17 protein-coding genes are annotated in these 20,567 nt (G+C 50.0%); 13 read left to right on the forward strand and 4 right to left on the reverse strand.

All coding sequences use genetic code 11. The features are described from left to right. The 3 genes from ACSTTO_RS07300 to ACSTTO_RS07310 form a co-directional block, all read left to right on the forward strand. The coding region (locus ACSTTO_RS07300; protein WP_439272505.1) for a porin at positions 1-1,137 on the forward strand (1,137 nt) is incomplete at its 5' end. Positions 1,138-1,425: 288 nt separating this feature from the next. Beyond that, positions 1,426-2,352 (forward strand): tyrosine-type recombinase/integrase, encoded by a 927-nt coding sequence (locus ACSTTO_RS07305; protein WP_439272831.1) that lies wholly within the window; start codon positions 1,426-1,428, stop codon positions 2,350-2,352. A gap of 219 nt (positions 2,353-2,571) precedes the next feature. Continuing rightward, positions 2,572-2,931: a DUF423 domain-containing protein gene (locus ACSTTO_RS07310; protein WP_439272506.1), complete on the forward strand. Its 360-nt coding sequence runs from the start codon at positions 2,572-2,574 to the stop codon at positions 2,929-2,931. 228 nt (positions 2,932-3,159) lie between these two features. Here ACSTTO_RS07310 and smpB read toward each other — a convergent pair whose 3' ends face one another. Together smpB and dapA are read right to left on the reverse strand one after the other, a co-directional pair. Then, positions 3,160-3,636, reverse strand: a complete 477-nt coding sequence (gene smpB / locus ACSTTO_RS07315; protein ID WP_439272507.1) for an SsrA-binding protein SmpB — start codon at positions 3,634-3,636, stop codon at positions 3,160-3,162. Positions 3,637-3,940: 304 nt separating this feature from the next. Continuing rightward, entirely contained in the window at positions 3,941-4,822 is an 882-nt protein-coding gene (dapA, locus tag ACSTTO_RS07320) for a 4-hydroxy-tetrahydrodipicolinate synthase (RefSeq protein ID WP_439272508.1), read from the reverse strand. 613 nt (positions 4,823-5,435) lie between these two features. On the opposite strand from dapA, the gene ACSTTO_RS07325 reads away from it, so the two are divergent. Then, positions 5,436-7,550, forward strand: coding sequence for a lytic transglycosylase domain-containing protein (locus ACSTTO_RS07325; protein ID WP_439272509.1), 2,115 nt, complete (start codon positions 5,436-5,438; stop codon positions 7,548-7,550). A 43-nt stretch (positions 7,551-7,593) separates the two neighbouring features. Here ACSTTO_RS07325 and ACSTTO_RS07330 read toward each other — a convergent pair whose 3' ends face one another. Together ACSTTO_RS07330 and ACSTTO_RS07335 are read right to left on the reverse strand one after the other, a co-directional pair. Beyond that, positions 7,594-8,289 carry a uracil-DNA glycosylase gene (locus ACSTTO_RS07330; RefSeq protein ID WP_439272833.1) on the reverse strand — a complete coding sequence of 232 codons (696 nt, stop codon included), beginning with the start codon at positions 8,287-8,289 and terminating at the stop codon, positions 7,594-7,596. A 37-nt stretch (positions 8,290-8,326) separates the two neighbouring features. Beyond that, positions 8,327-8,899, reverse strand: a complete 573-nt coding sequence (locus ACSTTO_RS07335; RefSeq protein ID WP_439272510.1) for a LabA-like NYN domain-containing protein — start codon at positions 8,897-8,899, stop codon at positions 8,327-8,329. Positions 8,900-9,630: 731 nt separating this feature from the next. On the opposite strand from ACSTTO_RS07335, the gene rpoZ reads away from it, so the two are divergent. The 9 genes from rpoZ (at position 9,631) to hemN (ending at position 20,336) form a co-directional block, all read left to right on the forward strand. Next, positions 9,631-10,026, forward strand: a complete 396-nt coding sequence (gene rpoZ, locus ACSTTO_RS07340; RefSeq protein WP_439272511.1) for a DNA-directed RNA polymerase subunit omega — start codon at positions 9,631-9,633, stop codon at positions 10,024-10,026. Positions 10,027-10,298: 272 nt separating this feature from the next. Continuing rightward, positions 10,299-12,539: a RelA/SpoT family protein gene (locus ACSTTO_RS07345; RefSeq protein ID WP_439272512.1), complete on the forward strand. Its 2,241-nt coding sequence runs from the start codon at positions 10,299-10,301 to the stop codon at positions 12,537-12,539. A gap of 8 nt (positions 12,540-12,547) precedes the next feature. Next, complete coding sequence (gene pyrE / locus ACSTTO_RS07350) at positions 12,548-13,126, forward strand: orotate phosphoribosyltransferase (protein WP_439272513.1); 579 nt, start codon at positions 12,548-12,550, stop codon at positions 13,124-13,126. Positions 13,127-13,395: 269 nt separating this feature from the next. Further along, positions 13,396-14,058, forward strand: a complete 663-nt coding sequence (locus ACSTTO_RS07355; protein WP_439272514.1) for a helix-turn-helix domain-containing protein — start codon at positions 13,396-13,398, stop codon at positions 14,056-14,058. Between the two features lie 110 nt (positions 14,059-14,168). Beyond that, a complete protein-coding gene (locus ACSTTO_RS07360) occupies positions 14,169-15,752 on the forward strand; it encodes a peptide ABC transporter substrate-binding protein (RefSeq protein WP_439272515.1) in 1,584 nt (527 codons plus the stop codon). A gap of 307 nt (positions 15,753-16,059) precedes the next feature. Beyond that, positions 16,060-17,628 (forward strand): cytochrome ubiquinol oxidase subunit I, encoded by a 1,569-nt coding sequence (locus ACSTTO_RS07365; RefSeq protein ID WP_439272834.1) that lies wholly within the window; start codon positions 16,060-16,062, stop codon positions 17,626-17,628. A gap of 21 nt (positions 17,629-17,649) precedes the next feature. Continuing rightward, the gene (gene cydB, locus ACSTTO_RS07370; RefSeq protein ID WP_439272516.1) at positions 17,650-18,798 is read left to right on the forward strand and encodes a cytochrome d ubiquinol oxidase subunit II; all 1,149 of its coding nucleotides are present in this window, start codon (positions 17,650-17,652) and stop codon (positions 18,796-18,798) included. Between the two features lie 33 nt (positions 18,799-18,831). Further along, complete coding sequence (cydX, locus tag ACSTTO_RS07375) at positions 18,832-19,002, forward strand: cytochrome bd-I oxidase subunit CydX (RefSeq protein ID WP_439272517.1); 171 nt, start codon at positions 18,832-18,834, stop codon at positions 19,000-19,002. Continuing rightward, entirely contained in the window at positions 18,999-20,336 is a 1,338-nt protein-coding gene (gene hemN / locus ACSTTO_RS07380; protein WP_439272518.1) for an oxygen-independent coproporphyrinogen III oxidase, read from the forward strand. Before cydX ends, hemN begins: the two co-directional genes overlap by 4 nt. Positions 20,337-20,567: the final 231 nt, after the last annotated feature.

The following is a 20,567-nucleotide window of genomic DNA, read 5'->3' on the forward strand; positions in this document are numbered from 1 at the left end:
GGCGCTCAGGCTGCCGATGCCATCGTTGCACCAGAACCAGAAGCTGTTGAATATGTACGCGTTTGCGATGCTTACGGCGCTGGTTACTTCTATATTCCTGGCACTGAAACCTGCCTGCGCATCTCCGGTTACGTTCGTTACCAGGCTGCTGCCGGCCGTGATGCTTATACCGCTGAAAAATACGGCTATAAGCGCATTACCGACATTAAAGAAGACGGTGAAGTAACTAAAGAACATAAAGATACCTGGGATAAGCTGGCCCGCTTCACCCTGCGCACCCACACCGCTTCTGAAACCGAACTCGGTACTCTGAAAACCTTCACAGAAAACCGTTTCAACTTCTCAAACGGTTCTCAGGGTTCGCACACGCTGAACTTTGCTTATATTCAGCTCGGCGGTCTGCGCATGGGTCTGGATGAATCCGCATTCCACACCTTCACCGGCTATCTCGGCGATGTGATCAATGATGATGTTGTTGCTGCTGGCGAATACCGCACCAACATGATCAGCTACACCTTCTCCGCAGGCAATGGTTTCTCGGCCGTTATCTCTGCTGAACAGGGCAGTGGCAGCTATGCTGTGCTTGGCAGCAATGGCAATTATGTTGAGTATTATGATCCTGATGCTAACTTCGGTAACGGTGACTTTGTAAAAGCTAAGTTCAGCAACCGTATCGACAGCTATATGCCGCATGTTGTCGCCGGTCTGAAATTTGAACAGGCCTGGGGTTCGATCGCCGGTGTTGCAGCTTACGATTCCAATCTTGAAGAATGGGCCGGTAAGGTTCGCCTCGATGTAAACGTAACTGACCAGTTCTCCGTATGGGTACAGGGCGGCTATGCTTCTTATGAAGAAGCTGTTGGCATGTACGGCAACTGGGGCGGCGATTGGGCTGTCTGGGGCGGTGCCAAGTTCAAGGCAACCGAAAAGGCTACCTTCAACGTACAGGCTGCTTACGAAGATTGGGGTAAAACCGCTGTTGCTGCTAACGTAGCTTACAATCTGGTTCCTGGCTTCACCATCACTCCGGAAGTAACTTACACCAAGTGGAAGAACAGCCATCCTGCACGCCTTGCTAAGGATGTTGAAAACAAAGATGCATGGGGCGCTACAATCCGCTTCCAGCGTTCTTTCTAAGCCATTGGTTTAGTTTAAATAAGTACCAGCGGGTTTTCCCGCTGGTATTATCGTCTCTGATGAGGCGCTCAAGCGGGGACCATCTTTTAAAAAAGATGCGCTTATAACTGATAAATTTGAAATTTTGTAACGGGAAAAGGCGGATTGAGTATCGAAAGGGGGCAGTAAAAGCATTTAAACAGAGTAGTTTTCCCCTATGTTGATTGATCGATTTCACATCCGGCACTTGTTTTATTTTTCTATAAGCTCTAATTTTCTCAGTCATTCTGACGGCTGGGGGGCCTTATGATGGAGCTGAAGAGGGATATTTCTGCTGCGAATGCAGATATTTTCACACCTGTTACCGGTTATAATCTGAGTTTTACATCTGCGAATGTAAAAACACATCGTCTGGTACAGCAATATTCCGTTACTGAATTATCCGAACGCTATCTCAATATTTTGTGGGACGAGGGGTCTCATAAATATAATGTGAGATTGTTTTTGGGTGAGATAAACGAAATTCTGCAAGGCGAGCGTTTCAGTGGCTTCAGCCAGGAAATGCTGGACAGAATTATCGGTACCCTGCGCGAGCGCAATAACAGCAACGCCACCATTAACAGGAAAATGGCGGCGCTAAGCAAGTTACTGCGAAAGGCGTATAAGATGGGGGACATCTTCAGCCTGCCTGAATTTATTCGTCAAAAAGAGCGGGCAGGGCGGATTCGTTTTCTGGAGCTTGATGAAGAAGCGCGGTTATTTGCTGCAATCAAAGCGCGCTGCGAGCATAGCTACAGGCTGGCTGTTTTTCTTGTTGATACCGGCTGCCGCCTTGGTGAGGCAATTGGCCTGACATGGAATGATCTGCAAGATCAGCGGGTTACATTCTGGCTCACCAAATCCAATCGCAGCCGCACTGTGCCGCTCACCAAGCGCGCGCAAAAAAGCTGCCGCATTGCTGCGGAGCGCCATAAGGGGCCGTTTTCTATGCTCACACAAGTGGCCTTTCGCGCCGTGTGGAATGAAGCAAAAATCGAGGTTGGTCTTGGCACAGATGCACAGGTTGTGCCCCATATTCTGCGCCATACCTGCGCCTCTCGTCTCGTGCGTGGCGGCATTGATATCAGGCGCGTGCAGATGTGGCTCGGGCATCAGACCTTGCAGATGACAATGCGCTATGCACATCTTGCGACGAATGATCTGGATAGCTGCGTGAAGGTGCTGGAGATTCGCTGATATTTCCTGTTCAGGCATTTTAGCCTTTCATGAAAATGCTGAAATGCCCCATGTTTTTGTTGTTATGCATTATATTGCATACAAAAAAACTCACATTTTTGCCGGTAATGTTCTTAAAGCTGGTAATGTTCTTAAAATTGCACATTATAAATCTCAGCGCGATTATTGGCCAAAATATCGCGCTGATAAAAGGGTGAAGAATATTACCGGGAACGGGATATGACAGCAAATATTAATCGTTTTTTCGTGTTTTTTGCCGGGCTTTCCGGTGCCGTGGCCATGGCTTCCTATGCGGCTTCTGCCCATGGCGATCATATTTATCTTGGGATTGCTGCGCCGATCTTGCTTGGCCATGCGGCAGCATTTCTGGGTTTTGCATCTCTTGCCGGCCGCAATCGCGCATATTTCTGGTCTGCAATTTTGGTAATGGCCGGTCTTTCTCTTTTTTGCGGTGATCTGATTCTGCGCGATTTTACCGGCCATCGCCTGTTCCCTATGGCCGCACCGCTTGGCGGTTCTGCAATGATCGGCGGCTGGCTGATGACAGCACTTTGCGCCTTCATTACGCAGAAGAAATGATAAAAAATATATTCCGGAGCGGTTCCGCCAAAGCGTATCCGGAAAAATGTGAAGCGGTTTTGAGATGAGATACACGTCAAAACAAAAACAGAGCATTTCTATAATTAAAATTAAACCGGAAATGCTCTGAAAGGCCGGAACCGCTCTGATTATTTGGTTTCTAAATTAGTTTACGAAAACCAATTCATGTTTCTTGTGCGCAAATGCCAAAGATAAGGATAACCGGATTCATCCGCGTTCACGCAGCAGGCGTGATTTTTCACGGTTCCAGTCGCGTTTCTTTTCGGTTTCGCGTTTGTCATGCAGTTTTTTACCGCGGGCAAGGGCAAGTTCCAGCTTGGCTCTGCCGCGCTCATTAAAATAGAGTTTTAGCGGCACAACAGTCATGCCCTCTCGCGCAATGGCATTGGCAAGCCGCACAATTTCGCGGCGGCTGAGCAGAAGTTTGCGCAACCGGCGCGGATCATGATTAAAACGATTGCCTTGCGTATATTCAGGAATATAGGAGTTGATCAGCCAGAAAGCATCATTCTCAAAACTGGCATAACTCTCCGCAATATTGACCTGATTGGAACGTAGTGATTTAACTTCAGTTCCCGATAGCACAAGGCCAGCCTCAATCACATCAAGGATCTCATAATTATAACGCGCTTTGCGGTTATCAGCGATGATTTTGCGCGCAGGCGCGTTTTTTTTCGTGTTCATGGTAGCAATATATATCTGATCCGCATCTTTGCCAGTAGGGCTTGTAAAATTTTCACAATTTCCCGTAATCGCTTGCAGGTCCTGGCATTTTTGCGGGGATAATACAAAAGCCTCAATGCTTTTTCCAGACTATATCGCGCTTTAATCCACCTGTTCAAAACCTGCTGAGGGGCAATCGAAGCGGTGGCTAAAAACAGCCCGATATAATTGCAAGAATAAAGCGCGGCGGATAATCCGCCGTGATTTCAAACAGATAAAAGCGCGTTGTCCGGCCAAAATCTTTATCGGCCGGACATTGCGCATTTTATTTCAATAAACCTGCATGGCGCATGGCCTGATCAATTTTCTCTGCGGTTTCCGCCTCAATCGGCACCAATGGCAGGCGCAGGTGATTTCTGATCAATCCCAGCCGCGAAAGCGCATATTTCGGGCCTGATGGATTGGGCTCAAGAAACAGTGCCTTATGCAATGGCAGCAGGCGATCCTGAATATTGAGCGCAGTTGTATAATCCCCTTTAAGGCAGGCATCCTGAAATGCAGCACAAAGGCGCGGCGCAATATTGGATGTAACAGAAATGCAGCCGCGACCGCCATGGGCGTTAAAGCCAAGCGCCGTGGCATCCTCGCCGGAAAGCTGAATAAAATCTGTGCCGCATGTTATGCGTTGCTCAGAAACGCGCTCAATTTTTCCGGTGGCATCTTTTACCCCGATAATATTTTTATGATCATGCACCAGCCTGCCCATGGTTTCCGGCGTCATATCAATGATTGAGCGCCCGGGAATATTATATATCACCACAGGGATGGAGACCGCTTTGGCAACGGCAGAAAAATGCGCATAAAGCCCGCGTTGATTTGGCTTGTTATAATAAGGGGTTACCACCAGAACGGCATCCGCGCCGGCATTTTCGGCATGCTGTGCCAGTTCAATGGCTTCCACAGTATTATTAGAGCCTGCGCCGGCGATCACCGGCACCCGTTTTTTTGTTTCCTCCACGCAAACTTCAATCACCCGTTTATGTTCATCATGAGACAGCGTCGGCGTCTCACCGGTTGTGCCCACAGGCACAAAACCATGAGTTCCTTCTTCTATCTGCCAGTTTACAAGGCTACGGAACGCTTTTTCGTCAAAGGCACCTTGCTCGGTAAAAGGTGTGACGATAGCCGTGATTGAGCCCTTAAGCATCGGGTACTCCCAAAAAGTTTGCCGTAATAATGTAAAATATTATGCAGCCGGTGAAGCCATCGGCACATAACTGGTTCGGTTTCTGTTTCCGCTTGTCAACAGCTGTGATAATGCGCTGAATAAAGTGGTATGCTGGTGCATTGCCGTTTTGGCGGCAGATGCGGTAATGTTTAATAAGATTATTTAGATTGTCGCGGAGTACAGCTTTTTATATCAGTGCCCCCTTAACAAACTGGCACAGATGTGAGATTGACTTTCTCCCCTGTGCAAGCCGCCGCACCATAATCCTGCTTATTTGTACGGGCAAGCAAATTTATACATATTTACCGGATAATCATCGCAATGCCGTGAATGAAAGGGTTTTTCGGCATATTGACGATATTTTTTAAGCAAAATGCTGATTTTTGAATTATGGGTGATTTGCCTCCCCATGATAGACAACAGCCAATAGCGACAAAATTTTGTTCATGAATATTCAAGGTAAGGCTTCATTAACAATGCCTTCATTGATGTGAAATAAGATCGGCGCATCATAAGCAATCAGGTATCGGGCAAAGTGTTTCTCACAGGCTGCGCCTTAAATTTGCTTCATCATGACTTTAACGGGTTTGTAATGCGTAAATTTGTACTTTTCAGGCAGGGGCCGGTTAAAAAACATGTTCTTTTGCTGGCCGGCGCGGTTTTGTCTGTTGCGGCACCGTCAGCGATTGCCCAGCAGATTGAGAATGTGCCCACACCTTTGCTGCGCCCTTTTGCGCCTCAAGTTTTGCGCACGCCGCCGCCAATGATGCGGCCAGACCCGACCATAACCGCAACAATACCACGCGCGCAGGCGCCTGCTGCTGTTAATGGCAGCCTGAAAACGGCTCTTGATGCGCTTTCATCCAGAGATGCAGGCCGTGCATTGGCCGTTCGCAATTCAATGCCTGCCAATGATCTTGATCGCCATATTCTCACATGGGTGCTCGCGCTTTCTGGTGCGGAGGGGCTGCCAAGTTCAGAAATTGCCCGTGCAGCCGGCGAGCTTGGCGGCTGGCCGGGTATGCCAGCCATTCAGCGCAATGTTGAGCGCGCGCTTTATCGCGAAAATGCGCCGGCAAAAGCTGTTGTCTCCTATCTTGGCAAGCGCCGGCCGCAAACCACTGAAGGCATGGTGCTGCTTGCGCGTGCTTATCTTGCCGGCGGCGATCGCACCATTGCGCGCCGGTTACTGGCGCCATGGTGGGCTAATGCGCGGCTGGATGCCAAGGATGAAACGCTGATATTACGTGAGTTTTCCGGTGTGTTGACGCGCGAGGATCATCAGGCGCGTTTTATACGCATGCTTTATAAGAACCGTCAGCAATCAGCGGCACGCATAGCAGCGCTTGCAGGGGCGGAGTCTTTATACGCAGCCTATGCGGCCGTAAATAAACGTGCGCCGGATGCGGCGCGCAAACTCAATGGCGTGCATCGCACATGGCAGGCCAATCCGGCTTATCTGTTTTTGAAAATTCAGTATCTGCGCCGTTCCGAAAAATTTACCGAAGCTGCGCAATTAATGATGAAGGCGCCACGGGATGCCGCATCACTGGTTGATCCGGATGCCTGGTGGGTGGAGCGCCGTGTTTTATCACGTGAATTGCTGGATATAGACAAGCCGCAGCTGGCCTATCGCCTTGCGGCCGCTCATAGTGCAGAAACGCCGGCAATGGCCGCCGATGCCGAGTTTCATGCTGGCTGGTATGCGCTGCGTGCGTTGAATAATGCAGGTTTGGCGCAAAAGCATTTTGCCCGTATCGCGCAGATTTCATCACGGCCTGTGTCTGCATCGCGTGCTTATTACTGGATGGGGCGGGCAGCCGAGGCTGGCGGCGGCGGTAATGCACGGCAGTTTTTCCAGCGGGCATCATATTACGGTACTGCATTTTATGGGCAGCTGGCGGCGGCGCGGCTGGGCAATGGCGCATTGCAGCTGCCTTATCCAAAGCCAACTGTTGAAGATCGCGCACGTTTTGATTCCCGCGAGCCGGTGCGGGCAATCCGCCGCCTTGAGGCAATTGGCTATGGCAATCGTGCCCAGAGCCTTTATATCAATCTTGCGCAGGAGCTGAGCAGCGTGGGAGAGCTTGCCTTGCTGGCGGTGATGGCCGAGCGTAACAGCAATCATTATCTGGCGCTGCGTGTGGGCAAGATTGCTGCCGGCCGCGGGCTTGATGTGGGGGCGCTTTCTCACCCGATCGGCGCTATTCCTGCCAATGCCAATATCAAGGGCTCAGGTGCAGCACTTGCCTATGCTATTGCCCGTCAGGAGAGTGAGTTTAATGTTTCGGCGGTTTCCGGTGCCGGTGCGCGTGGTCTGCTGCAATTATTGCCGGGCACGGCCAAGGGGGTGGCGCAACGGGCAGGGCTGGCTTATTCTGCCAGCCGCCTGACAACAGATGCCGCATATAATGCAACCCTTGGCGCGCATTATCTGGCTGAGCAGATTGAACGCTTTAACGGTTCCTATATTCTCACCTTTGCCGGATATAATGCCGGCCCGCGGCGGGCGAGTGAGTGGGTTGCCCGTTACGGTGATCCGCGTGGCCGTAATATTGATGAGGTTGTCGATTGGATTGAGCGCATTCCTTATACCGAAACCCGCAATTATGTGCAGCGCGTGATGGAAAATTATGCAGTTTATAAATCACGCCTTTATGGCAAGGCCAATATCCAGCAGGATCTGGTAAGCGGTCGCCGGGGGTAATTTTCAGAGCGGTTCCGGCATATTTATCCTTGCCGGAGCCGCACTATACTGTCTCCAGATATTGCCGCACATTTTTAAACACATCGTGGAACATTGCCTCGGTCAATACGCCTGTATTGGTATTGTAACGCGAGCAGTGATAGCTGGAAAAAATCCGCAAATGGCCGATTTGTGTTTGTGCGCCGTGGCCAAATTTGTGCCGTGATACCGGCTGGCCGAGCGCGCGGATGGCGGATTGATGGGCAATGGTGCCAAGTGTGACAATGGCCTGCAAATTGGGTAAGCCATTGATTACCGGTGTCAGAAATTGCCGGCAATGATTGATTTCAGCGCCGGTTGGCTTGTTTTCCGGAGGCACGCAGCGCACCGCATTGACAATAGCGCAATCATTCAGCGTTAACGTGTCATCGGGCCGCGCCTCAAACAGGCCGGAGGCAAAACCATAAATTTTGAGTGTGGAATAAAGCAGATCACCCGCATAATCGCCGGTAAAAGGGCGGCCGGTGCGGTTGGCGCCGCGCAAGCCCGGTGCAAGGCCGATAATTAACAGGCGCGCCCGCTCCGCAAAGGCGGGCAGGCTGTTTGTATTGACAGATGTTAGGGGATTATCCTGCTGGTCTGTTGGCAGAAAAACCGGAACCGGCGCATTGAACCATGACGGTTCGCGTCCGCGCCAGCCTTTGATAAAATCATGCAGGCGCGGACAGATTGTGCAATCATGAGGCGGTTGCGACTTCAGTGCCATGACAGCTTAAATCTTAATGGCAGTTTAAATCTCAATAGAGGTCTTCTTCCTCATCAAAACGGCGGGCAGGGCGCTCATTGGTATCGCGGCTGATTTCAGGCTTTAATGTCATGAGATCAAGGAAATGATCGGCTTGACGACGCAATTCATCCGAAATCATTGGCGGCTGGGTTGTCAGGGTTGAAACAACGCTCACTTTACGGCCGCGACGCTGCAAAGCTTCTACGAGGCAGCGGAAATCACCATCGCCCGAGAAGATCACGAAATGATCAACGGTTTCTGTAAGCTGCATGGCATCCACGGCCAGTTCAATATCCATATTGCCTTTGACCTTACGGCGGCCTGTGGCATCCATGAATTCCTTGGCGGCTTTGGTAATCACTTTATAGCCGTTATAGTCCAGCCAGTCGATCAGCGGGCGGATGGAGGAATATTCCTGATCTTCCACCAATGCTGTATAATAATAAGCGCGCAACAAATAACCGCGCTTCTGAAAGGCTTTTAACAATTTGCGGTAGTCAATATCAAAGCCCAGGGTCTTCGAAGCAGCGTAAAGATTTGCGCCGTCTATAAAAAGCGCGATTTTTTCGCGTGAATCAAACATTTTGATAATTATCCATTCTTCAGCAAAGTAATATTCAGCTGATTAATTGTCTGTGCTTTTCAATTTTTTAATTTGAAAAAAGCCTCTCCTCATTTGCGTTCTAAGGCTCGCCCACAGAAAGGCAAGCAATCACAGGTTGTTTTTGTTGTTCTTTTTGTAGATATTGAATAAAATTTTTGTTTAAGATATCATAAATATCAAATAAATGAAATATGCCGGCTTTTTGTTGATAAGTATAAACGATTTAAAAGACTTGGTTTTTAAGTTTACAGCGCCCTGAAACATAAAAAGCATTTTCTAATATAATCTGATTCTATGGAAATTTTTATTTGTGTTATGGCCTGAAAATAAACGGCAGAGTTGTGCAAAGGCGTAAATTGATGAAAATTGACCGAAGCTTTAAATTTCTCTGCGGCCATTCCCTGTTTGTATTTTCATATCTGCTAAAGTATAGACGAAGAATTAAGTATTACGAAAACGATATTGCCGGTCGTCAAATTGCTTGTGATCTTGCAGTGTGTAATGCCGGGGAAATGCAGCTTTGCCGATATGTTTGGCGGTGTTGAACGCTTTTCTGTTATGGTGATCAGGCGGGATTTGATGTACTTATACGGGATAATGTGCGAGTTTCATGCTCTTTATGTGCGCTTTTGCTTGTTTTTTGCTGCAACTAGCGTTATTGAAACCGTGAATTCCTGAATTGATTTTTTGAGATATGAAAGGGGCGCTCTATGGCCCGCGTTACCGTTGAGGATTGCGTTGACAAGGTGGATAACCGCTTTGAGCTGGTTCTGCTTGCCAGCCATCGGGCACGTCAGATCTCACAGGGCGGTCAGATTACGGTTGATCGCGACAATGATAAAAACCCGGTTGTTGCGCTGCGTGAAATTGCTGATGAGACCCTGTCGCCTGGTGATCTGAAAGAAGACCTGATCCACTCGCTGCAGAAACATGTTGAAATTGATGAGCCGGAAGCACCTGCGCCATTGCAGATCAGCGGCGCTGTTGATGAGCTGACAGGTGAGCCTGTTGCCGAAGATATTGTGACTTTTGACAGTATGAGTGAAGAAGAGCTGCTTGCTGGTATTGAAGGTCTTGTGGCACCTGAAAAAAGCGACGATTACTGATTGTAATTGAAGCGGCGGCGCTTCTGCTGCCGGCAGAATGTTACCAGCTTGTCTGATTGGCAAGGCGCTGCGGGCTCCGCCTGCGGCGCTTTGTTTTATATATGCCGGCAATTTAATCTTGTCTTTGCTGAAATGTCGCATAAAAAATACCGGAAGATATTGAAATATTGTATGGTTTCAGGGCAGTACCTGTTTTTGTCTGTTGAATGCTTGTGGCAGATCGGCGGCAGGTGCCGCTGGCAGATGAATATGGGTAAGGGGAGTGCAGGCTGATGATGCGCCAATATGAGCTGGTTGAGCGGGTGCAGCACTATAAGCCTGATGTGAATGAGGCGCTGCTGAACAAGGCTTATGTCTATGCGATGCAAAAGCATGGCAGCCAGAAACGCGCCTCCGGCGATCCTTATTTTTCGCATCCTCTGGAAGTTGCGGCCATTCTCACTGATATGCGCCTTGATGAGGCGACAATCGCCATTGCGCTCTTGCATGATACGATTGAAGATACTGATGCCACGCGTGCCGAGATTGATCAGCTTTTCGGGCCGGAAATCGGCAAGCTGGTGGAGGGGCTGACCAAGCTTAAAAAACTCGATCTTGTTTCCAAAAAGGCGGTGCAGGCAGAGAATTTGCGCAAGCTTTTGCTGGCAATTTCTGATGATGTGCGCGTGCTGCTGGTTAAACTTGCTGATCGTTTGCATAATATGCGCACCCTCGGCGTGATGCGTGAGGATAAACGCCGCCGCATTGCCGAAGAGACGATGGATATTTATGCGCCGCTTGCCGGCCGCATGGGCATGCAGGATATGCGCGAGGAGCTGGAGGAGCTGGCTTTTCGTTATATTAATCCGGAAGCATGGCGCGCGGTTACAGACCGGCTTGCCGAATTGATGGAAAAAAACCGCGGCCTTCTTGGTAAGATTGAAGCGGATCTGGCTGCATTATTTGAAGAAAAGGGCCTGAAGGCCAGTGTATCCAGCCGCCAGAAAAAGCCGTGGTCGGTTTTTCGCAAGATGGAAACCAAGGGGCTGTCTTTTGAGCAATTGTCGGATATTTTCGGCTTTCGTGTGATTGTTGATAATGTGGATGATTGTTATAAGGCGCTTGGCATCATTCACCGTACATGGTCCATGGTGCCGGGGCGCTTTAAGGATTATATTTCCACGCCCAAGCAAAATGATTACCGCTCCATTCATACCACGATTATCGGCCCCTCGCGCCAGCGTGTGGAATTACAGATCCGCACCCACGCCATGGATGATGTGGCTGAATATGGTGTGGCCGCCCATTCAATCTATAAAGATGGCCGCAGCAATAATGCGCCAACGGCAATTTCAACGGAATCCAATGCCTATGCATGGCTGCGCCGTACGATTGAAGCCCTGTCTGAAGGGGATAATCCGGAAGAGTTTCTGGAACATACCAAGCTGGAATTATTTCAGGATCAGGTGTTTTGCTTCACACCAAAAGGCCGTTTGATTGCGCTGCCGCGTGGTGCAACCCCGATTGATTTTGCCTATGCGGTGCATACGGATATCGGGGATTCAACAGTGGGCGTTAAAATTAACGGCCGCATGATGCCGCTGATGACCGAGCTTAAAAACGGTGATGAGGTGGATATTATCCGCTCCAAATCACAAGTGCCGCCAGCGGCATGGGAATCGCTGGTGATAACCGGCAAGGCGCGTTCTGCCATTCGCCGGGCAACACGTGCTGCGGTGCGCAAGCAATATTCCGGCCTTGGTATGCGCATTCTGGAACGCGCCTTTGAGCGCAGCGGCAAGGCTTTCACCAAGGATTTGCTGAAGCCGGTGCTGGCGCGTTTGGCGCGCAAGGATGTTGAGGATGTTTTTGCCGCGGTGGGGCGTGGTGAACTGGCATCGGCAGATGTGCTCAAGGCGGTTTATCCTGATTATCAGGATACCCGCATTACCCAGAACAGTCCGGCCAAAAGCGGAGAAAAAGGCTGGTTTAATATTCAGAATGCTGCAGGCATGATTTTCAAGGTGCCTGAAGGCAGCGGCGGTGATGACGAGGGCAAGGCGAAAACCGCACCCGTAAACCGTCAGGCGGTGCCTATTCGTGGTGCCAATTCTGATTTGCCGGTGCGGTTTGCACCCGAGGGCGCGGTGCCGGGAGATCGTATTGTCGGTATTTTGCAGCCGGGTGTTGGTATTACCATTTATCCGATCCAGTCTTCGGCGCTGACTGCCTATGATGATCAGCCGGAACGCTGGATTGATGTGCGCTGGGATATTGACAGTGAAATGCATGAGCGTTTTCCTGCCCGCGTTATGGTATCTGCCATCAATTCACCGGGGTCTCTGGCAGAAATAGCGCAGGTTATTTCTGTCAATGATACGAATATTCACAATTTGTCGATGGTGCGCACCGCGCCTGATTTTACTGAAATGATCATTGATCTTGAGGTGTGGGATCTTAAACATCTCAACCGCATCATCACGCAATTGAAAGAGAGCGCCTGTGTCAGCGATGCGCAGCGCGTTAACGGATAGGGGTTTTTATGAATACGGAAGAAGTGCTGGGCGTGTTTCGAGAGGCAGGTGCCATTCTTGAGGGGCATTTTATTCTCACATCCGGCCGCCGCAGCCCGGTTTTTTTGCAAAAAGCACGGGTATTCATGCATGCGGATAAAACAGAAAAGCTGTGCAAGGCATTAGCTGAAAAGATAAAAGCTGCCAATCTCGGTACAATTGATTATGTGGTGGGGCCGGCGATTGGCGGTTTGATCCCCGCCTATGAGACTTCGCGTCATCTGGGTGTGCCGTCAATCTGGGTGGAGCGTGAAAACGGCGAGTTCAGGTTGCGCCGCTTTGAGCTGCCTGAAGGTTCGCGTGTTGTGATTGTGGAAGATATTGTCACCACCGGCCTGTCAATCCGCGAGACGATTGCGACATTGCGCGATCTTAAGGCGGAGGTTGTGGCCGCCGCCTGTATTGTTGACCGCTCCGCCGGCAAGGCGGATGTTGGTACCAGGCTGATTGCGCTGGCAGAATATGAAGTCCCTTCCTATGATAAGGACGATCTGCCGCCTGAGCTGGCTGCAATTCCTGCTGTTAAACCCGGCAGCCGCAATATTTGATTGTCATATTAAAATCTGGCGTTATTTGACGCAGGCAAGCATGTTATATGGTAATTACAGGCTGTCTATGGCATTACGTAAACGTAAATATGCTGTATTTCTTTCGGTGTATGCTTATATTTACTTATGTTATAACAGAATAATCAACGGCACGCCCGATCGGGCAATAACAGGGCATTATTGTGGTTTCAGTTTTAACTGCTCAGGCATTGCAAAATCAGCACTATCGCACAGCTTGCGGAGCGTGTGCAGATTGCGAAGTCCGTAAAATGGCAATTTGCGCTGCCTTGCAGGGCGAGGAGCTGGCAGCGTTGGAGGCTATCATGTCTTCACGCAAGCTTGAGGCCAATGAGATGCTGGTTGAGGAGGGGGCACGCAAGCTGAAAGTTTTCAGCCTCACCGCCGGTTTGCTGCGCCTTTTCACATTATTGCCTGACGGGCGGCGTCAGATTTCCGGTTTTCTGTATCCTGGCGATTATCTTGGCCTTGCAGATGATGAAACCTATTCGCAAACTGCGGAAGCGGTGGTGCCTTCCACCCTGTGTTGTTTTTCTGTGAGCGAGATGGACGGGCTGATGGCGCATTATCCGGCTCTTAAGGACAGGCTCTATGTCATGACCCGCGAGGCTTTGCGTAAATCGCGGGATAATCAGCTGGTGCTGGGGCGCTTGGCTCCGGTTGAAAAACTGGCTTCGTTTTTATTGGTTTTGTCAGCTCAGGCGGTGCGTATCGGCCATAGCGGCAATCCGGTGCACTTGCCGATGAACCGCACGGATATTGCCGATTATCTTGGCCTGACAATTGAGACTGTCAGCCGCTGTTTTACCAAATTACGCGTGCAGGGGCTGATTCAGCTGCCCGATGCCAATACGGTTAGTATTTTGTCTCATCGTTCGCTTGCTGCGGTGGCCGGCACGGATTTCAGTGCCTGAGCTGCCTTTGCTTGCCGGCATTTGTGGCCTGTATTCTCTTTTTTGTTAGTATTTACTTATTTCAGTGTTAACTTAAATTATGCCTCGTAAATTTTATAATTTAGGAGGCAATGATGTTTCGCCTTGCATTTATTTCCTGTTTTTTGATGTTGTTTTCGCAATTAGCAGCAGCACAAACGGTTCTCAATCGTGGCAATGATGGTGATCCGTCCTCACTTGATCCGCAAATGATTGTAACGGTCGGGGAGGGTAATCTGGTTTCTGACCTGTTTCAGGGATTGGTGGCCTATAACGGAGCGGGCAAGATTATTCCGGCTGTTGCCACGTCATGGGAGATTTCGCCGGATCACAAGTCTTATACATTTAAATTGCGTGATGATGCGCGCTGGTCAAACGGGGATTTTGTTACCGCGCAGGATTTTCTTTTTGCACTGCACCGGATTGTTGACCCCAAAACAGCAGCGCCTTATGTGAGCGTTTTATTTCCTATCAAAAATGCCGAGGCTATAGCGGCCGGCAAATTGCCGGTGGATCAGCTGGGTGTTGAGGCGCCTGATGACCACACATTAAAATTTACCCTGAAAGCGCCAACGCCATATTTTTTGCAATTGCTGACCCATAACACAGCGCTTCCCCTGCATCGTAAATCCGTGGAGAAATACGGAGATAAATTCACTGTCCCCGGCAATCTGGTGAGCAATGGCGCTTATCAATTGGTCAGTTTCACTCCCAATGACAAAATCGTCATGAAGAAAAATCCTTATTATTATAATGCCGATAAGGTGAAGATTGATGTGGTGAACTGGCTGCCTTTTGAAAACCGCGCCAGTTGCATGCGCCGGTTTGAGGCGCGGGAGGTGTTGATTTGCTCTGATGTGTCTGCCGATCAGATGGATTATGTGCGCAAGGCATTTGGCAGCCAGCTGCATATTGCGCCCCAGCTTGGCAGTTACTTTCTGGATGTTAAGGGAGAGAAAAACAGCCCGCTGAAAGACCCGCGTGTACGCCGCGCGATTTCTATGGTGATTGATCGTGAATTTATCGCCCGTGAAGTATGGCGGGGTACAATGCTGCCTTCGTTTTCCATGGTGCCGCCTGGTGTGGATAATTATGTCAAGGGTGGTGTCAAACAGGATTATGCCAATAAGGACATTTTTGAGCGTGAGGACGAGGCAAAGGCGCTTTTGAAAGAAGCAGGCGTTGCGCCCGGCACTCTGACAGTGCAGCTTTATTACAATACTTCAGAAAACCACAAGAATGTTATGGCGGCCATATCCGATATGCTTAAAAATATCGGTATCACTGCAAAACTGAATGAAATGGAAGGCACAACCTATTTTAATTATTTGCGTGATGACGGGAAATTTGACCTTGCCCGTGATGGCTGGATTGCCGATTATTCAGACCCGCAGAGTTTTCTTTTTCTTTATAAAACCGGCAGCAATTTCAATTATGGCAAATGGTCAAATAAGACCTATGATGCATTGCTGGAAAAGGCATCGGTCACCGCTGATATAGCTGTGCGTGCTGCAATTTTGGCAGATGCGGAAAAAATATTATTGCGCGAACAAGCAGTTATCCCGCTTTTAACCTATGCCTCCCGTGCGCTGGTATCAAACCGTGTGGCGGGCTGGCAGGATAATATTGTCAATAGTCATGCAACGCAGTGGCTGTCTCTCAAACCGGCGGGTTGAAGCTGCCTGATCTGCTTAATTTAAAAGACACGCATAATGATATGCGCAGACCGGCAGGCAGTTTTGCCTGCCGGTTTTTGTTTTTTAAAGCGTTGATCACAATCAATGCGCTTGATTCCGGCCTGTTGCATAAAACTGTACGGGGAGGTGAGGCCGCAGGAGGTGCGGTTTCAAAAGAACAAAGGGAATAACCGTTTATTGCAACTCTTTTAGAATAAAAGCATGGAATAAATCTTATCTCGGGAATCCGCAGATAATAATGCAAGTAAAAATGCGGTTTTCCTTATGATAAAAGGCTGGAAATATGATTGACTTTACTGTCGTTGATTTATCAAGATTGCAGTTCGCTGCAACAGCTATGTACCATTTTATCTTTGTTCCCCTGACTCTTGGCTTGTCTTTGCTTATGGCAATTATGGAAACCGTCTATGTAATGACGGGGCGCGATATCTGGCGCCGCATGACCATGTTTTGGGGTGTTCTCTTTGGCATCAATTTTGCAGTGGGTGTTGCCACCGGGATTGTGATGGAATTTCAGTTCGGCATGAACTGGAGCTATTACAGCCATTATGTGGGCGATATTTTTGGCGCGCCTCTGGCTATTGAAGGGCTGATGGCCTTCTTCCTTGAAGCGACTTTTATCGGCCTGTTCTTCTTTGGCTGGGAGCGCATGTCCAAAGTGGGGCATCTTATTGTAACCTGGCTGACCGGCCTTGGCGCAAATTTCTCGGCATTGTGGATTTTGATCGCCAATGGCTGGATGCAAAATCCGGTGGGCTCAACTTTCAATCCCGATACGATGCGCATGGAAGTTACGGATTTTACGGCCGTGCTGTTCAATCCTGTGGCACAGGCAAAATTTGTTCACACGGTCAGTGCCGGTTATGTAACGGGCGCAATGTTTATTATTGCCATCAGCAGCATCTATTTATTACGCGGCAAATATGTGGAAATGGCGCGCCGCTCTGTTGCTGTTGCGGCCTCATTCGGCCTTGCTGCTGCATTGTCTGTTGTGGTGTTGGGGGATGAGAGCGGTTATATCGCAACCGAACATCAGAAGATGAAAATCGCCGCCATGGAAGCCATGTGGGAAACAGAGCCTGCACCTGCCGGTTTCAACCTGTTTGCAATTCCGGGTGATGGCAAAAACAGCTATGAAATCCGCATTCCCTATGTGCTGGGTCTGATTACCACGCGCAGCCTCAATACAGAACTGCCGGGCATTCATGAGCTGGTTGATTTGGCTGAAAAGCGCATTGAAAACGGTATCAGGGCCGCTGAGGAGCTGGATCGCATTCGCGCCAATCCGCAGGATGCGCAAGCCCGTGAAGCATTTAAAAATAACTGGGAAGACCTTGGCTACGGCCTGCTTTTAAAACGCTATCGTGAAGATATCCGCAATGCAACGCCGCAAGAAATCCGCAAGGCCGCTGAAGATACAATCCCGAGCGTTGGCACCTTGTTCTGGTCTTTCCGCATCATGGTGGCACTGGGCTTTTACTTTATTGCTTTCTTTGCCGTTGCCTTTGTACTTTCGAGCATGCAGCGCATCAACGAAAAGACCAATCGCATCTTGCTTAAAATCGCTGCTTTCTCGCTGCCTTTGCCGTGGATTGCCATTGAGGCCGGTTGGATCGTGGCAGAATATGGCCGGCAGCCCTGGGCGATTGAAGGCGTATTGCCGACATTCTATGCGGCTTCCAATCTGAGCATGGCTGATTTGACGATCAGTCTTGGTTTCTTCCTCACTGTCTATACCGCTTTGCTGGTGATCATGATCTGGCTGATGGTGCGTACCGTCAAGGCAGGTCCGAAAGAACCGGCGCGTCCGGATCTTGATCTGGCGCCGGCAGCACTGGCGCACAATAACGGTTAATCGGGCGAAGGAAACAGAAGAATGATGAATATTCCGTTGGATTATGAAACAATGCGCCTGATCTGGTGGCTGCTGCTTGGCATTTTGCTGATCGGTTTTGCTATCATGGACGGCTTTGATCTTGGTGTTGCGGCACTGTTGCCTTTCGCAGCCCGCACAGATGAAGAGCGGCGGATGCTTATCAACCTGATTGGCCCGACATGGGAAGGCAATCAGGTTTGGCTGATCCTTGGCGGTGGTGCGATTTTTGCCGCATGGCCTGCACTTTATGCCGTGTCTTTCTCTGGTTTTTATCTGGCAATGATTGCCATTTTGCTGGCGCTGATCTTGCGTCCTGTCGGCTTTAAATTCCGCAGCAAGGTGGAAAACACCAAATGGCGCTCCACCTGGGACTGGGCTTTGTTTATTGGCGGTTTTGTGCCGGCGCTGATCTTCGGCGTTGCCGTGGGCAATGTGCTGCTTGGCGTGCCGTTTCGTTTTGATGATGTGATGCGCATTTATTATGACGGCAATTTCTTTGGCTTGCTGACACCTTTTGCACTGCTTTGCGGTCTGGTCAGCCTGTTTATGCTGGCTGCGCATGGGGCAACGGTTATTGTTGCCCGTGTTCCGGGTGCGGTTGGTGAGCGTGCGCGCAGTTTTGGCAAAATATCTGCCCTTATCAGTGTGGTGCTGTTTGGCTTGGCGGGTATCTGGCTTGCCTATGGTATTGACGGATATGTGGTCACATCCGTTCAGGATACCGCAGGCCCGTCCAATCCGGTGTTGAAAAGCGTTACCACCGCATCCGGCGCCTGGCTTGAAAATTACAGCAAACACAGCTGGATGATTGTGGCGCCGGTTCTTGGCCTTGCCGGTATGGCGCTGAGCTTTGTGGCCATGCATTGCCGCAAGGGCACGCTGGCTTTCCTGTGCAGCAGCCTTGGTATTTTCGGCATTATCAGCACAGCCGGGGTTTCCCTGTTCCCGTTCTTGCTGCCAAGCTCGATCATGCCGGATGCCAGCCTGACCGTTTGGGATGCATCTTCAAGCCATCTGACCCTGTTTATCATGCTGATTGCAACTGTGATCTTCATGCCCCTGATCCTTGCCTATACGGGCTGGGTCTACAGCGTGATGCGCGGTCCGATCACCAAAGAGAGTGTCGGTAAAACGCCAAATGCTTATTAATTATTTGAAAATAAAAGAAAAAGGAACGTTAGAATGTGGTACTTTTCCTGGATTCTCGGATTGGGACTTGCCTGTTCCTTCGCAATTTTCAATGCCATGTGGCTTGAATTGCGCAACGACATGCTGGTGCGCGCCAAGGCGCCGGCGTCTCAGGCACAAAAAGATGTAAGTCTTCAGGATAGCGGAAAAGGACAACAGATATGACAGAGGTTGCGGCAAGACATTATGCATCTCTTGCCGTACCCCGCTACACATCCTATCCGACCGCTGCAGATTTTACCGCGGCAGTCGGACGGGAACAGTATGAAGCGTGGTTGCGGCGGCTGCGGCAGGGGGAGGCAGTCTCACTTTATCTTCACGTGCCTTATTGCCGTGACCTTTGCTATTATTGCGGCTGTCATGCCAAGATTGCCCGTCGCGATACAGTGATTGAGGATTATGCTGATACGCTGATCCGGGAGATCCGGCAGGCCGGTCAATATCTTACAGAGCGGCCGCAAGCTGTGCATCTGCATTGGGGCGGCGGCACGCCGAGCATTCTGGGCGGTGAGGGGCTGGCGCGTGTAACGCAGGTTTTACGCGAATATTTCGATTTTTCCGATAATATGGAACATGCCATTGAGCTTGATCCGCGCAAGGTGGATAAAAAACTGGCCCGGGATCTGGCGCGGATTGGGGTAAACCGTGCAAGCCTTGGTGTGCAGGATTTTAATCCGGCAGTGCAGGCGGCGATCGGGCGCATACAACCGGTTGAACAGGTGGAGGCAACGGTTAATGCGCTGTGGCAGGCGGGCATTACCAGCCTGAATTTTGATCTTATCTATGGTTTGCCTTTGCAAACAGCAGAAAGCTTGCGCGAGACATGTGAGCGTGTGGGCATGTTTCGGCCAAGCCGCATTGCCTGTTATGGCTATGCGCATTTGCCTGCACGGCGCGCCAATCAAAAGCTGATTGATCCGGCAACATTGCCCGATGCCGATGCCCGTTTTGAACAGGCGCATAGTGTTGGCGAGGCCTTTCTGGCGATGGGCTATGAGCCGGTCGGGATCGACCATTATGCCCTGCCGCAGGATACTCTGGCTGTGGCTGCCCGCAATGGCAGACTGCGGCGTAATTTTCAGGGCTATACTGATGATGACTGCCCGACTTTGCTTGGTTTCGGTGCTTCTTCAATTTCCCAGTTTCGGGAAGGTTATACGCAGAATATTGCGGATATTCGTCAATATGGGGCACATGTTGCAGAAGGCCATGCGCCGGTTATGCGCGGCTATGCTTTCAATGATTCAGATCGCTTGCGGGCGCGGATTATTGAAAAGCTGATGTGTGATTTCAGTGTTGATTTGAATGAATTTGCACCAGCGGCACAGTTTTCTGATGAACTGGCATTGCTGCGCCCTTTGACGGCCGATGGCATTGTAACCGTGCAGGACGGGGTGATTGCCATGGTGCCGCAGCATAAGACGCTGGTGCGGCTGGTGGCTGCGGTGTTTGATGAATTCCGCAGGGAAACGGCACATAGTTTCAGCATGGCTATATGATATCTGCCGCCAGAGCATTGGCGGCGGTGAAATCTTCGCAGAACTGTGTTTGGGTGCAGTTTGTTGCGAAGCAGGCAGAGCGGGGTTGAAGGGGTAAGCTTCAACATAAATCTGCCTTGAAAGAGCATCGCCTGATCTTCACGGGGGCGCGGAGATCAGTGCGATGCTTCTTGTTTCCGGTTTTATGAATAATGTCGCATAAATGGCTGCGGCTATTCAAACTGTTAAAAA

Origin of the sequence: Pseudochrobactrum albidum (assembly GCF_051851455.1) — a bacterium.
In the GTDB taxonomy this organism is placed as follows: domain Bacteria; phylum Pseudomonadota; class Alphaproteobacteria; order Rhizobiales; family Rhizobiaceae; genus Pseudochrobactrum.

Excerpts from the sequence above, each read along its gene's own strand:
- ACSTTO_RS07305 (WP_439272831.1), top strand. The coding sequence starts at position 1,426 with ATGGAGCTGAAGAGGGATATTTCTGCTGCGAATGCAGATATTTTCACA.
- ACSTTO_RS07310 (WP_439272506.1), top strand. The coding sequence starts at position 2,572 with ATGACAGCAAATATTAATCGTTTTTTCGTGTTTTTTGCCGGGCTTTCC.
- smpB (WP_439272507.1), bottom strand. The coding sequence starts at position 3,636 with ATGAACACGAAAAAAAACGCGCCTGCGCGCAAAATCATCGCTGATAAC.
- dapA (WP_439272508.1), bottom strand. The coding sequence starts at position 4,822 with ATGCTTAAGGGCTCAATCACGGCTATCGTCACACCTTTTACCGAGCAA.
- ACSTTO_RS07325 (WP_439272509.1), top strand. The coding sequence starts at position 5,436 with ATGCGTAAATTTGTACTTTTCAGGCAGGGGCCGGTTAAAAAACATGTT.
- ACSTTO_RS07335 (WP_439272510.1), bottom strand. The coding sequence starts at position 8,899 with ATGTTTGATTCACGCGAAAAAATCGCGCTTTTTATAGACGGCGCAAAT.
- rpoZ (WP_439272511.1), top strand. The coding sequence starts at position 9,631 with ATGGCCCGCGTTACCGTTGAGGATTGCGTTGACAAGGTGGATAACCGC.
- ACSTTO_RS07345 (WP_439272512.1), top strand. The coding sequence starts at position 10,299 with ATGATGCGCCAATATGAGCTGGTTGAGCGGGTGCAGCACTATAAGCCT.
- pyrE (WP_439272513.1), top strand. The coding sequence starts at position 12,548 with ATGAATACGGAAGAAGTGCTGGGCGTGTTTCGAGAGGCAGGTGCCATT.
- ACSTTO_RS07355 (WP_439272514.1), top strand. The coding sequence starts at position 13,396 with ATGGCAATTTGCGCTGCCTTGCAGGGCGAGGAGCTGGCAGCGTTGGAG.
- ACSTTO_RS07360 (WP_439272515.1), top strand. The coding sequence starts at position 14,169 with ATGATGTTTCGCCTTGCATTTATTTCCTGTTTTTTGATGTTGTTTTCG.
- cydB (WP_439272516.1), top strand. The coding sequence starts at position 17,650 with ATGATGAATATTCCGTTGGATTATGAAACAATGCGCCTGATCTGGTGG.
- cydX (WP_439272517.1), top strand. The coding sequence starts at position 18,832 with ATGTGGTACTTTTCCTGGATTCTCGGATTGGGACTTGCCTGTTCCTTC.
- hemN (WP_439272518.1), top strand. The coding sequence starts at position 18,999 with ATGACAGAGGTTGCGGCAAGACATTATGCATCTCTTGCCGTACCCCGC.